The sequence below is a fragment of the Desulfosarcina ovata subsp. ovata genome (genome assembly GCF_009689005.1).
Classification (GTDB): Bacteria; Desulfobacterota; Desulfobacteria; order Desulfobacterales; family Desulfosarcinaceae; genus Desulfosarcina; species Desulfosarcina ovata.
This window is the reverse complement of record NZ_AP021879.1, coordinates 2,074,811-2,088,190: the sequence shown is the minus strand read 5'-3', so window position 1 is coordinate 2,088,190 and position 13,380 is coordinate 2,074,811. Positions and strand designations below refer to the sequence as shown.

Here is a 13,380-nt window from a genome sequence, read left to right as displayed (position 1 = left end):
CCTTACGCATAAGTATTGAATACTTCTTCAGCCTTCTCCGGTTTAACCCGGGTATGGTGTTTGCCGTTGACGATAATCTCGGGCCCCAGGGAACAGCAACCGAGGCAACTGCCATTTTCCAGGCTGTATTTCATGTCCGCGTCGGTTTGCCCGATCTCGACGCCGATTACGTCTTTGACCTTGTCCAAAAGCTTTGAGGCGCCGCGCATCCGGCAGGTCGTTCCCATGCAGACATGAACCTCGTGGCTCCCCTTGGGAATCATGCTGAAGGTCTTGTAAAAGGTCGCCACCTGAAGGACTCGGTTGAACGGAACCTCCAGTTTGTCGCTGACCTTTTTAAGGACGGCTCTGGGGAGCCAGTGATTGACGTGCTGAATTTCCATGAGCACGTGAATCAAGGAACTGGGTTTGCCCTGATGGTCGTCAATGATCTGATCGATTTTGTTGGTATCCATGGCCCTGTCCTATTGTTGGTGTGTTGCTTCGACTGCTTACGCGTTGATCAATACTGGATCGTCGCGAAGCGATTGCTGCTTGGATCGAAATCGATGAAGCCCTGCCTGACCGAATCGTTCAGGTATTCCGCCACATCGGTCCGTGGCAGGCCCAATTGTTCCGTAATCTGGCCGGTATCCAAGGCGTTTGTCTTGAGCAGTGACAAGATCTGGCTGGTTTCGAACTTGCTGATGATCATGTCCTTGAAAATCCGGTCGAATGTTTCGCTGGCGAAAAACTCAGTGTATTCTTCGACGGTTTTAAAATCGACCCTCAGTTTTTCCCGTTCTACCAGTCGAATGTAGGGCACCAGTTTGGTAAGTGCCTCAAGTTTGAATTTCAGCGTCGCCTCGTCCACGCCTTCGCCCACGCCGAGGGGGCCCAGGTTTTTGACGGTTTTGGAGAAATCGTTCATCACCTCGGCATAGCGCATTCCCTCCGAGGCCGAAATCCACTCCAGCCGCAGGCGTTCGGGATCCAGGCCGATATGGGCCATCAGTTTGCGGCAAAGGTTCATCAAAAAGAGGGCCTTGTAATTGCCTTGGGTCAGGTAGTGGCATTCGCCCGGCCAGCAGCCGCCGATGAACACCCCGTCCATTCCGTTGGAAAATGCGCGGAGCATGAAGGCGAGGTCAACCCTGCCGGTACACATGAGGCGAACAATCTTGATATCCGGTGCATATTGTTGTCTGGAAACTCCAGCCAGGTCCGCAGCGGAATAACCTCACCAGTTGCAAAGAAAGCCGAGGATTTTCGGTCTGAACTCACGTGCTGCGCTCATTGTCGTCTCCCTTGTAGATTAAATATGGTGTATCTTGGCCATTTGCGATCCGCCCTATCCCAGCGGCGGATCCGGCGCGTTATTCTTTGGCAAAAGCAGCATCAGGCCGCATCGATCTGACAGAGAATTTCATCTTTGGTAAAGTGCTTCAGAACGATTGCATCGGCCGGGCAGACCGCGTTGCAAAGACCGTCACCCTTGCAGAGGATCGGGTTCACCGAGGCCTTGTTGCCGATGGGGGTATCTTTGAACTCGATCGCGCCGTAAGTACAGGCGGTGATGCAGGCCCCGCAGGCCACGCAGTCCTTTTCGTTGACCTCGCAAACGGCACCGGATGCCAGTACCGAGTCCTTGTTCAAGATGGTGATGGCCCGACCGGCGGCGCCATAGGCCTGGCTGATGGTCTCGTTGATGTGCTTGGGATATTGCGCGGTTCCGCAGAGGAAAACACCGTCCGCGGCAAAATCGACCGGTCTCAGTTTGACGTGTGCTTCCTGGAAGAACCCATCCGGGTTCATGGCCACCTTGAACAGCTTGGCGATCTCGGTGTTGGTCTTCGGGGGCACAACGGCCGCCGCCAGGGCGAGCATGTTGGCATCGATCATAAGCCGGTCGCCCAGGACCGGGTCGGTAACGGTGACGGTGATGCCCTCATCGGTCGCTTCCACCTCGGGTTTGTCCTCGGGTGTGTAGCGGATGAAGCGGATGTTGTTGTCCGCGGCTTCGCGGTAATAGTCTTCCTTGAATCCATAGGTGCGGATATCCCGAAAGAGAATGTAAATATCCATTTCGGGATTGAGGGCCCTCAATTTCAAGGCATTTTTGATGGAATGGCTGCAGCATACCCGGCTGCAGTAATTGCGGTCCGGCTGGCGGCAGCCGACACACTGGATCATCACCAGGCTCTCGGTGCTGGCCAGTTTTTCGTCCTGGTTGAAAATCAATTCCTCCAGCTCCACCGAGGTGACCACATTTTCATTTTCGCCGTACAGGTATTCGCTGGGCTGATACTCCTCGGCACCGGTGGCGATGATGGCGGCCCCATGCTTGATTTCCTTGGTTTGCCATCCCGTCTTGACCGTGGTGACGAAATTTCCCACATATCCGGAAACCGACGTGATGGTGGCATCCAGGGACACCTGAATCAACGGGTGCCGGTATACCTGGCGGACGGTGTCTTCCAGATACGCCTGAACCTCCATTCCCTCCAGGGTGTAGTGAAGCTTACGGACCATCCCCCCCAGGTCACTCTCTTTTTCGATCAGGTGCACGGTAAATCCCTGCTTGGCCAGGCTGAGCGCACTGGTCATGCCGGCGACGCCACCGCCAACCACCAGCGCCGCTTTGTTGACCGGCAGTTCGAATTCCTGAAGCGGTTCCAGGCGGGTCGAGCGGGCCACGGACATGCGGATGATCTCTTTGGCCTTCTGGGTGGCTTTTTCTTTCTCCTTGGAGTGGACCCAGGAGCAGTGCTCGCGAATGTTGGCCATCTCGTAGAAGTATTGATTGATGCCGCCTTCGCGAACCGTATCCCGGAAAAGAGGTTCGTGGGTCCGGGGGGTACAAGCCGCCACGACCACGCGGTTGAGCCCTTTTTCCCGGATCGTGTCCGTGATTTGCTGGGCATTTTCCGTGGAACAGGCAAAAAGACTCTCCTGGGCGTGGACAACATGCCCAAGGGTGGATGCATATTCGACCACGTCGGGCACATCGACCACCCGGCCGATATTGGCGCCGCAATGGCACACGAAAACACCGACCTTGAGTTCCTCTCCGGAGACATCGCGCTCCGGTGGATATTCCCGTTCCCGGGCCAGTTGGCCCCGGCGGTAGTCAAGGAGCTGGCCGCAGAGTGCCTCGGCCCCACTGGCGGTCATGACCGACTCGGGAATGTCAATCGGCCCCTGGAACGCGCCGCTGACAAAGATGCCGGGACGGGTGGTTTCGATGGGGTTGGTCGTTTTGTTCAGACAGAACTGATGGTGGTTGAGCTCGATACCGAACTTGTTGGCCAGCTCCTGCACATCGGCCGGCGGTGCGATCCCGACGGAGAGCACCACCATGTCGAATTCCTCTTCCTTGACCCCGTCGTCGACGGTCGAGTAGCGGATGGTGACGTTTTTGGTCTCCGGAATCTCCCTGCCGATGGAGACATAACTGCGAATGAAGCGGGTGTCGGCAAGGTTTTCCGCCCGCTGGTAGAAACGCTCGAAGTCCTTGCCAAATGCCCGGATATCGTTATGGAAGATGGTGGCATTGAGATTGTCGTCGTGATCCTTGGCCAGGATCACCTGTTTCTGGGTATAGGCGCAGCAGACGGCCGAACAGTAGCTGTTGCCGCCTTCGATGACCTGCCGTGAACCAACGCACTGAATCCAGGCGATCCGGTGGGGGTGCTTGCCGTCGGAGGGGCGCCGGATTTCGCCTTCATAGGGTCCGGTGGAGCAGAGGATACGTTCGAAGTCGAGGCTGGTGACCACATTCTCGAATTGCCCATAACCGTAATCGCCCCTGGGTCTCGGATCGAAAACCTCGTATCCCGGAGCGAGAACGATGGCACCGACCTCGACCTCTATTTTTTCCGGTTTTTGATGGAGGTCGATGGCGTCATTCTTACAGGCGCCCTGGCAGATCGTGCATTTCTCGTCCTGAAGGTAGAGGCAGGTTTCCGGATCGATATAGGTGATCAGGGGAACCGCCTGGGAGAAATAGATGTGGATCGCCTTGTTCAAAGAGAGGTTCTGGTTATACGGGTCCGGAACCTGGACAGGGCAGTATTCGACACAGACCGTACAACCGGTACAGTTCTCCTCGATGATATATCTCGGTTTTTTGACCAGTGTCACCGTGAAGTCGCCGGCCTCGCCTTCGACGCTTTTTACTTCGGTATAGGTCAGAATGTCGATGTTGGGATGCCGGCTGCACTCGATGAATTTTGGCGACTCGATACACATGGAGCAGTCATTGGTTGGAAATGTTTTGTCCAACTGTGACATTTTGCCGCCGATGGCCGGTGATTTGTCGACCAGGTAAACCTTGAAACCTGTCTCGGCCAGATCGAGGGCCGCCTGGATACCGCTGATCCCTCCACCGACAACCATTACATCAATGCGATTATTTTTTTCGGGACTGTCGTCCAACAACCCTTCGATTGGTTCTTTTTCCAATTTTTCCGTCCTTGTCAGGTTTTCCCGGTTTACGATAGCGCGGCCAAAACGATTTCCGTGATATCCTTGATCTCCAGGGCGTCTTCGAGTTCCATGTTCAGGCGGCTCTCCTCAAAGTTGGTGATGCAGTAAGGGCAGGCCGTGGCCAGCTCCTGGGCCTGAACGTCCATGGCCTGCTGCAACCGGATGTCGGAAAAACGCTCTTCCTTGGGCGTATCCATCCAGATCCGGCCGCCCCCGCCGCCGCAGCACAGGCTGTCCACGCGGTTGTCGGCCAGCTCCACCAGCTTCAGGCCGGGGATGCGCCGCAACACCTCGCGCGGCTCGTCGTAAATCCCGTTGTGCCGGCCCATGTAGCAGGGATCGTGGTAGGCCACCGTTTTTTCATAGCTGCCCGTGATCTCCAGCCGGCCGCTCTCGATCAGCTCGAGCAGGTACTGGGTGATGTGCACCACCTCGAAATTGGCCATGAACTCGGGATATTCGTTCTTCAGGGTGTGGTAGCAGTGCGGGGAGGAGACCAGGATGCGCTTGACCCCATGATCCACGAAGGTTTTGATGTTCTCTCTGGCCAGGTCCTTGAACACGTTCTCGCTGCCGGTCTTGCGGATGCTTTCGCCGCAGCAGTTCTCTTTCTCGCCCAAGATGCCGAAATCGATGCCGGCCTTGTTGAGAATGCTGGCCGTGGCCACGGCGACCTTTTTCATACGCGGATCAAAGCTTAAATAACAGCCCACGAAATAAAGCATCTCCATGCCTTCTTCGAAGGGCTTGACAGCGACGTCATTGGCGCTGACCCAGTCGGCGCGTTTCTTGCGGTCGAACTGCAAGGGGTTGCCTTCGGAAATCAGGCTGGCGCGTGCCGTGCGGGCCGACTTCACCGACGCGGGAAACACCTCATAGGCCGTGGCGATACGCCGCAGGGAAACGCCCAGCTCGATCTGCTTGACCCCCCGGGGACAGTACTCCGGGCAGCGCCCGCAGGTGGTGCAGCGCCAGATGTCCTCGCCATCGATCTCCGTCAGCCCGAAGGTGGCCTGCCGGATCAGCTTGCGCATGCTGAACTCTCTCACCCGGTTCCACGGGCAGACCGTATCGCACTTGCCGCATTGAAAACACAGCTTGAAAACCTCTCCACCTGCCTCTTTGATCTCTTCGATTACTTCTTTGAAGGGGGCTAATGTTTCCACGATCGTATCCGCCTCTTCTTTCGGCTTAATGTTTTAGCGCTTGGTTGCTCTGGCAACGGCATCTCTTACCGATTTGGCTCCGTATTTATGAATCAGCGAAGCGATACCGGCTTCCATCTCCCCCCGCTGGATTTCTTCCTCGGGGATGACCTCTTCCCGCTCCATATACGTCAGCGCATCGAACTTGCATGCCTGGACGCACATGGGTTCTTCAAGCGGCGGTACGCTTTCGCACATGTCGCATTTCAGCGGCAGGCCGGAGTCGGGTTCTTTGAAATAATCTCTGGAAGGGCAGGATGCCGGACAAAAGGTACACTGGGAGTACTCCTTGCCTGCAATGGTGTACCGGTTTCTTCCGTTGCATTCCGCCTGGGTGTAGTCACCGGCCCGAATCGGAACATACAGGTCTTTGGTCTCATCCATGAAGACACGGATGCGTGCCCGGGCTGGATTGAGGCTGCTGTATTTGGGTACGGAGTGAAACGCAGAGCAGGCCATCTCACATGAACGGCAGCCCGTGCATTTATCGACGTTGACGATGATCTCTTTTATAATTTTTGTTTTTTTCCCACCAGTCACGGTTACGACCCCCCTTTGAATCAAATCTATTCGGCTACGGCTACGGCCGGTTCGTCTTCGGTAGGCGTGTTTCCATTTTCATCAAGGATGCCACGTTCGACCAGATCTTCACTTACGAAATCCAGACCCAAGCTCTTCAATGTCTCCTGGGTGGGTACACCCTGGTCATTCCACCCTTTGAAATGGTAATATTCACTGAGCAGGTTCTGCTCCATTTCCTCATCTCTGACCGCCCAGTGATCTTCGGGTGGACGTTCATCTTTTCTCCGTAGACCTCGTCTCACATTGACTGCGCGAACCAGGGTCCGGATTCGCCTGAAGGTTTCCCAGAGTTTCTCTTTGTTCATCTCCATGCCTGTCGCAAAAGAGATAAAATCTGGAATATTGTTCATGTGATAGGCAACGCCGCCACCAAACTGGCCCCTGAAAGAGGAGACGAACCCGCAAAGACCGATGGAGTCATCGATATAATGCATGGCTTCATTCCAGTCGACGATGTCACAGAAGGCCTGGGACGACATCTTGTCCCGTTTTTCCCAGTTCATGAAATAGTCAATGAATTTCTGTTCCGGTACCGCCTCCCATTTGTCGCAGAATTCTTTACGCTTTTCCGGGTCGCGAATCGGGTCTTGGGGGAAGGAACCCTCGATCTGGGTGATGCTCATCTTTTCACCCGTGGCAATCATCAGGAAGTAGGCGGGATTGATCTTGCCAAGTTTGATGGGCAACTGTTCGAACCGTTTTACCGTATTGTGATCGTATTGTTCAGCGCCGTTGCCGATACGCTTTGCTGCCAGGGAGACGCCGTCGGCGAGGATATCGCCAATTCCTTCGCGGCGGACGATTTTTTCCATGATATACCAGAACCGGTCACCGCTGTCTTCGGGCAGCCCCGGCATATCTTTGTCTGTCAAGATTCCGGCTTCGTAAAGCTCTATGGCAAAGGCGATGACCTGGGGCGTCGAGTAGGAATCGAGACCATACTCTTGGGCGACGCCAAGGATATCATAGCTGAAATCCAACTCTTTGAAGGCCGCCATATGGTAGGTGTCCTTGCCATAGCATTTGTAACCGAATCTCCGGCGACCGGGCCAATTGATCACGTTGCGACAATTCTTGGGGCAGTTGTAGCAGCTGGTCTGGCGGTCCATGTTGTCGTATTTGATTTTCGTCCAGCGCTCTTGGAGTTCATCGCTCCAAAAATCGATCCGCCTGACGCGCGCATTGCCCCAGGAAAAATGGTTATGGTGAAAACTGTCGTCCTCGTCATAGGCCATCCAGTCGCCGCAACCGTCGCCTTCGGAGATCCGCTTGTGCATTTTCATGCATATATCGAACAACTCGGCCGGCTTGGCAATGTTGACATCTTTGGTTCCGCGAACGGCAATGGCTTTCAGCCGTTTGTCACCCATGATCACACCAACCCCACGCGCCGCACTGGAGTGGCCATGGTCGATGGATGCGGTGTAGACGCGATTTTCACCGGCAAGACCGATGGCGGCCACCTGAAGCTTGTCGTCTTTCAACTCTTCTTTAAGGATGTCACCGGTTTCGGTGGTGCCTCGGCCTCGCAGATGGGTGGCGTCTCTGAGTTCGACCGTATCGTTATGGATGTAAAGGTAGACGAGGTCTGATGCCTTACCTCGGATAATAATCTGGTCATAGCCGGCATGTTTCATCTCAGGGCCAAAAAATCCGCCCATCAACGAGTGCGACATCAGGTTCGTTTGGGGGGAGAAGGTATTGACGGCAACTCGGTTGGCGCCCGGTACAGGCGTGGCGTGGAGAAGCCCGGCACTGAATATCAAAAGATTATCCGGCGAAAAGGGGTCGGTGTCGGGCGGAACCCGCTCAAACAATATCTTGGCAGCCGCTCCCTGTCCTCCAAAAAAGAGTTCAGTTGTTTTAGGGTCGGTTTCCACCTTTTCAATGCTTCCTCGTGTTAGATCGATTTCTAAGTTAACCCCTGTTGCTGCGTACCTCATGATTTAACCCCTTCAATTTGAAAAACGTCCAATTAAGGTTGCAATCCTATTTTAACGTTTCATTCAGCCTATTCGAAATGCCCCGCGATCAGTGAAAAACGGGAATTGATCTCATCGGCGACGGCGGACAGGGCACTTGAGATTTCCGCCATCACAGGTTTTGTAAAATCGTGTTTCAGTCCGACCGTCCATATGACCGCCTGCAGATCTTCCCGGTATGCTTGCAACGGAACCGCCACGGCAATCATTCCTTCTATATATTCTTCCATGTCATAGGCGATGCCGTCTTGCTTGACCTTAAGAATCTCATCCCTGAAGGCGATTTTGTCGGTAATGGTTCTGGGCGTATATTGGACAGGCGTAATGTTTTCTATGATTTTTTCAATCTTTTTCACGGGAAGCTGCGCAAGCAGGGCCTTTCCGGAAACACCGGCGAAAACAGGCCTGCGCATTCCGATCTCGGACGATATTTTTACCAGGTGCGCACGATCGGCTTTGTCGACGATAATGACTTCCTCATTGGCGAGGATACCCAGGAACGTTGAGAATTTGAACTGACTGTTAATGGCTTCGAGGTAGGGATGGACCGTTTTGATCAGTTCGGCCCCGCCGGCGGCGGCACTGCCAAGAACGAAAAGTCGAGGTCCCAATCTGAACAGTCCGTCCTGACCTTTTTCCAGAATGCCAAGATCGTCGAGTGTGTGAAGAATATTAAAAACCGTACTTTTGTTCAAAGTAAGTTTTTTTACGATTTCATTAAATCCAAAGGGCCTTTTGTCTTCCGCCATCAAATATAAGATGGAGAAACATTTGTCTATGGCAGGGACCCTTTTGTAATGCATCGTCTGGTTGCTCGTTGGTTGAATCGTGAAGTTTGATTTATGCCAATGGAAACCTTTAATTAACTTGTCTCTATCTCCTGAGAGAACCGAGGTTCTCTATAAATACCCAAGTGGATTTCCTTTGTCAAGAAAAAAAGCGGATTCACGAAGCAAAAAAGGCTCACTCAAGAAAGGGGCGCGAAGCGGGGATGATGTCTGGTCGATACTGATTAAAAGAGAAGTAATATTATTAAAAATACAACACGTTACAATTATGAAGGGCCTTTTCTGAATGGGCCGGTGCCAAAGCCTGTCCCGGTACGCGACAACGATTTAACGGCGGATATTGACGGCGAGTGCATACAATGAAACATCACAGCGCTGCCGGACGGCAATCACTGCGCATGCCATTTTTTCTACGGGGAGAAGGAAAGCGACTTGCTGCGGGCCGTTTTCCTGGTTGATTGCGCTATTTGTTGGGAAGCCCGGCAGCATGTGAAAAGGTAACAGGCGGAAGATGACAAAAATTTGTTCCTGTTACCTTTTTATCTCAATTAGGCCATCTTTTTTTCCATGTCGGCGAGCATTCGGATGTGACCTTTTTCCTGTTCGATCAGTTCAAGAACCGTTTTGCCGTCCGTTTCAGTCAAATACGGCAAAAATTCCCTGAAGTAGAGGATGGCGTCCTTTTCAAAACCGATGGCCAGCTGAAACACATTTTTCGCCGTGATGGCCTGTTGGACGAACTCTTTTGAATCGATGTTGGCATAGAGCCGGTCATCGACCACCGAATCCATGTACGCTTCCATGTCGTCATTGTATTCATCCGATCGGATTTCCTCGGGCAATTTGTCCCTGATTTCAGAAAAGGCAGTCACGTGGCGGTCTTCTTCCTCGGTCAGGAACTGAAACAGGTCTTTCATTTTTTCATTTGTGCTCAATTCACATACGGTTGCGTAAAAGCTTTTCCGTCTTCTCTCTTTTTCAACCGCCGCTTCGGCGATTTCCCGCGCAGAAAAGATAACAGCCACTGTTGTGCCTCCTTTGAATGCAATATCATTAAGTTTGACGAATCCACCCAAAAACGGATTTGTAAGCCGCAGATAAACTTGACGGCTTTGCAGAAGAAACCCAACGTTTCTGCAAAGCCGTCTGAATTGTGAATTTTACAGTATCACCAATCTATAATGGTGCTATACCATATTTTTTTCAACGATCTCGGCAATGTCAAGGGTTTTGATCGATTCTTCCTTTTCCAGCTCTTTCATGCCGTCCTCAATCATGGTCAGGCAGAAGGGGCATCCCACCGCAACGCTGGAAACCCCCTTGGCGGCGATCTCCTCGGCGCGTTCCAGGTTGATGCGCTTGCCGATGTTTTCTTCCATCCACATTCGGCCGCCGCCGGCACCACAGCAGAAACTTTCACTGCCGTGGCGGTCCAGTTCACTGAAACCGGACCCGCCGACCGACCGCAGAATCTCACGCGGCTGATCGTAGATTCCGTTGTAGCGGCCCAGGTAGCAGGGATCGTGATAGGTTATCGTCCCCTGCATATTGGGGTTCAACTGGATTTTCCCGGATTTGATGAGGTCGTGAATGAACGCGCTGTGATGGATCACCTCATAATTACCGCCCATGGAGGCGTAGTCGTGTTTCAATGTGTTGAGACAGTGCGGGCAGGCGGCGATGATCTTCTTCACATTGTAGCCATTCAAGGTCTCGATGTTTTCCATGGCCATCATCTGGAAAAGCATCTCATTGCCGACCCGGCGGGCGAAATCGCCGGTGCATTTCTCTTCGACACCCAGGATGGCGAACTTGATGCCGGCTTTCTGCAGGATTTTGGCCAGGCTGACAGATACCTTTTTCGTACGGTCATCGAAGGACCCGGCGCAGCCCACCCAGAGCAGGTAGTCGACATCCGGACTGTCGGCCATGGTGGGGATGTTCAGGTCCTTGGCCCATTCGGCGCGCTTGTCATATCCGATTCCCCAGGGATTGCCGTTGCGCTCGAGCCCCTTCAGGGCCACGTTGAGTTCTTTGGGGTAAGCTTCGGCCATCAGGGTCTGACCCTGGCGCATGGCAATGATCCGCGGCACATGTTCGATGGTCACCGGGCAAACCTCTTCGCAGGCCCGGCAGGTGGTACAGGCCCATAGCGTGTCTTCGGCAATCACGTCTCCGATGAGCTGTTTCTCACTGTTCAGTTCGGCCATCCCAGCCTTGATTTCCGCGATTTTGTCTTCATCGGTCAGATTGACAAGACCCGCAGCCAGTTTGGACCGCTTCAGGAGATTGTCCTGATTGGCATACAGCTCGTGTTTCAGGCTTTCATTGAAGTCAAACAGGCTGAGCGGCTTGTCGGTCATGTAGGCCGGGCAGACCTCCTTGCAGCGGCCGCATTCGGTACAGGTGTATAGGTCCAGCCCCTGTTTCCAGTTGAGCTGATGGATGTGATTAACCCCCAGGGACTCATCCTCCCAGGCCGATTCATCTTCCAGGTCGAGGACTTTGGTTTTTTCATGGGGGTAGCCCAGGCTTTTCAGGAAAACATTGGGCAGGGCGGTGATGACGTGAAAGTGCTTGCCGGTCGGCAGGATGTTGAGAAAGGTCAGCTGGGTGCAGATGTGAACCCAGAACATGATCATCGAAATGGCGATGGTGGCATCCACGCCCAATCCGGCGACCAGGTTGGCCGCAACCATCGACACCGGGGACCAGGTAAATTCAGATCCGTAGGTCGCGTGGCTCAAGAAGTGGATGCTGTCCTGATTGTAAAGATGAATCAGGTTGTAGCGGGTACCATCGTAAAGCAGATCGGAGATCATCAGGACGCCGATCATGACAAGCACCAGGTAGGCCTCGAACGTGTTGTGCAGCCGTTCGGGTTTGACGACCGCACGGCGGTAGATGGCCCAGATGGCCATCAGGAGGACGACGCCCTCCATGATGTCCTTAAGCCCGATATACAGGTAGGTGATCAGGTTGTCACCGCCCAAAAAGGGCAGATGAAAGCCTGCCTGAAAACCTTCGCCATACAGGGTGATACTGCGGATCAAAAGGACGCAGAACCCCCAGAAGATAAGCGCGTGCATGATCCCCGAGCTTCGTTCCTTGGCTCTGCCGACCAGGCGTTTTTGGCCGATCGCCAGCACCAGAAGACTTTTCAGCCGCTGGATCAGATGATTGGTTCGGTCGGCGGGTTCGAGGGCGGCCAGCAATTTCAGCTTGCCGATCATCGTACGGGTGAAAACGGCTAGTGCGACAATGATCAGAAGGGACATCAACAGGGGATTCATGGTTACCTCTTGCAATACCGTCTGAAAATAGTGGATTGAATGAATGCCTGTTCCCGCGAGGGGCGGGAGGGAACAGGCATGGTTCGGCTATGCTCTGACTTTTTTGATCTCTTCGCGAAGGATCGGAACCACTTCGAAAAGGTCGCCGACGATACCGTAATCGGCCAGGTTGAAGATCGGCGCTTCGGGGTCTTTGTTGACGGCCAGAATCACTTTGGCGCCGCTCATGCCGGCAATGTGCTGAATGGCGCCGGAGATACCGAATGCCATATAAAGGGTCGGTGCCACGATTTTGCCGGTTTGGCCGACCTGTTTGTTGTGGGGCATGAAGCCGCCGTCGACCATTGCCCGGGATGAACCGAAACCGGCTTTCAGGTCATCGGCAAGCCCCTTGACCATGTCTACCCCCTCCTGGTTTTTGGCGCCGCGACCCACGGATACGACGATGTCGGCATCGGCCAGATCGATGTCGCCACTGGCATCCGTCAGGATCTCCTTGATGACGGCCTTCAGATCTGCTTCCGGTGCGGTCAGCTTGACCACATTTTCACTGCCGGTAATGCCTTCCGTGGCTTCGAACGCCCCGGCACGGATAACCGCTACCATTTTGGCCGTATTGATTTTTACTCGCTGCATGACCTTGTTGGCGATGGCCGGGCGAACGATTGCGATCTGATCGCCATCAAGGATTACGTCGGTGATATCCGTTGCACAGGCAACGTCCAATTGCGCAGCTACCCGAGGTGCCGCGGCTTTGCCGCTTTCGGAAAATCCGAACCAGACCATGTCGGCACCGAACTGGTTGGCCGCGTCGACCACGCACGCGGCGAACGGGCCGGCAGAGAACATCGCCAGGCTGTCATCGTCGGCAACGTACTGGGTGTCGGAACCGGCACCTGCCAGATTGGGGATCAAGCCGTCGATACCACTGCCGATGGCGACCACGGCGGTTTCGGCGCCGATGGCTTTGGCTTTGGATAGAAGTTCGGTGGTGCTGCTGCCCAGGGCTCCATTTTTAATGTCTGCAATGACAAGTACTTTAGCCATGATATTGTTTTCCTTA

10 protein-coding genes and 1 pseudogene are annotated in these 13,380 nt (G+C 54.0%); all 11 read right to left on the bottom strand.

What is annotated here, in order from left to right; translation table 11 throughout:
- Positions 1–2: 2 nt before the first annotated feature.
- On the bottom strand, positions 3–455 hold the full coding sequence (locus GN112_RS09495; protein WP_155309991.1) for an NADH-quinone oxidoreductase subunit NuoE family protein: 453 nt from the start codon (positions 453–455) through the stop codon (positions 3–5).
- A gap of 47 nt (positions 456–502) precedes the next feature.
- On the bottom strand, positions 503–1,276 hold the full coding sequence (locus GN112_RS09490; protein ID WP_155309990.1) for a hydrogenase iron-sulfur subunit: 774 nt from the start codon (positions 1,274–1,276) through the stop codon (positions 503–505).
- Between the two features lie 101 nt (positions 1,277–1,377).
- A complete protein-coding gene (locus tag GN112_RS09485) occupies positions 1,378–4,443 on the bottom strand; it encodes a CoB--CoM heterodisulfide reductase iron-sulfur subunit A family protein (RefSeq protein WP_231716975.1) in 3,066 nt (1,021 codons plus the stop codon).
- A 29-nt stretch (positions 4,444–4,472) separates the two neighbouring features.
- On the bottom strand, positions 4,473–5,633 hold the full coding sequence (locus GN112_RS09480; RefSeq protein ID WP_155309989.1) for a (Fe-S)-binding protein: 1,161 nt from the start codon (positions 5,631–5,633) through the stop codon (positions 4,473–4,475).
- 33 nt (positions 5,634–5,666) lie between these two features.
- On the bottom strand, positions 5,667–6,212 hold the full coding sequence (locus GN112_RS09475) for a 4Fe-4S dicluster domain-containing protein (RefSeq protein ID WP_155309988.1): 546 nt from the start codon (positions 6,210–6,212) through the stop codon (positions 5,667–5,669).
- 26 nt (positions 6,213–6,238) lie between these two features.
- Positions 6,239–8,197 (bottom strand): aldehyde ferredoxin oxidoreductase N-terminal domain-containing protein, encoded by a 1,959-nt coding sequence (locus GN112_RS09470; protein WP_155309987.1) that lies wholly within the window; start codon positions 8,195–8,197, stop codon positions 6,239–6,241.
- A 68-nt stretch (positions 8,198–8,265) separates the two neighbouring features.
- A complete protein-coding gene (locus tag GN112_RS09465) occupies positions 8,266–8,847 on the bottom strand; it encodes an IclR family transcriptional regulator (RefSeq protein ID WP_162458695.1) in 582 nt (193 codons plus the stop codon).
- A 33-nt stretch (positions 8,848–8,880) separates the two neighbouring features.
- Positions 8,881–9,039, bottom strand: a pseudogene (locus tag GN112_RS35225) (helix-turn-helix domain-containing protein); the annotation flags it as partial.
- A 533-nt stretch (positions 9,040–9,572) separates the two neighbouring features.
- A complete protein-coding gene (locus GN112_RS09460) occupies positions 9,573–10,049 on the bottom strand; it encodes a hypothetical protein (RefSeq protein ID WP_155309985.1) in 477 nt (158 codons plus the stop codon).
- Positions 10,050–10,211: 162 nt separating this feature from the next.
- Positions 10,212–12,317: a (Fe-S)-binding protein gene (locus GN112_RS09455; RefSeq protein ID WP_155309984.1), complete on the bottom strand. Its 2,106-nt coding sequence runs from the start codon at positions 12,315–12,317 to the stop codon at positions 10,212–10,214.
- An 87-nt stretch (positions 12,318–12,404) separates the two neighbouring features.
- Positions 12,405–13,364, bottom strand: coding sequence for an electron transfer flavoprotein subunit alpha/FixB family protein (locus tag GN112_RS09450; protein WP_155309983.1), 960 nt, complete (start codon positions 13,362–13,364; stop codon positions 12,405–12,407).
- Positions 13,365–13,380 lie beyond the last annotated feature (16 nt).

Excerpts from the sequence above, each read along its gene's own strand:
- GN112_RS09455 (WP_155309984.1), bottom strand. The coding sequence starts at position 12,317 with ATGAATCCCCTGTTGATGTCCCTTCTGATCATTGTCGCACTAGCCGTT.
- GN112_RS09495 (WP_155309991.1), bottom strand. The coding sequence starts at position 455 with ATGGATACCAACAAAATCGATCAGATCATTGACGACCATCAGGGCAAA.
- GN112_RS09470 (WP_155309987.1), bottom strand. The coding sequence starts at position 8,197 with ATGAGGTACGCAGCAACAGGGGTTAACTTAGAAATCGATCTAACACGA.
- GN112_RS09450 (WP_155309983.1), bottom strand. The coding sequence starts at position 13,364 with ATGGCTAAAGTACTTGTCATTGCAGACATTAAAAATGGAGCCCTGGGC.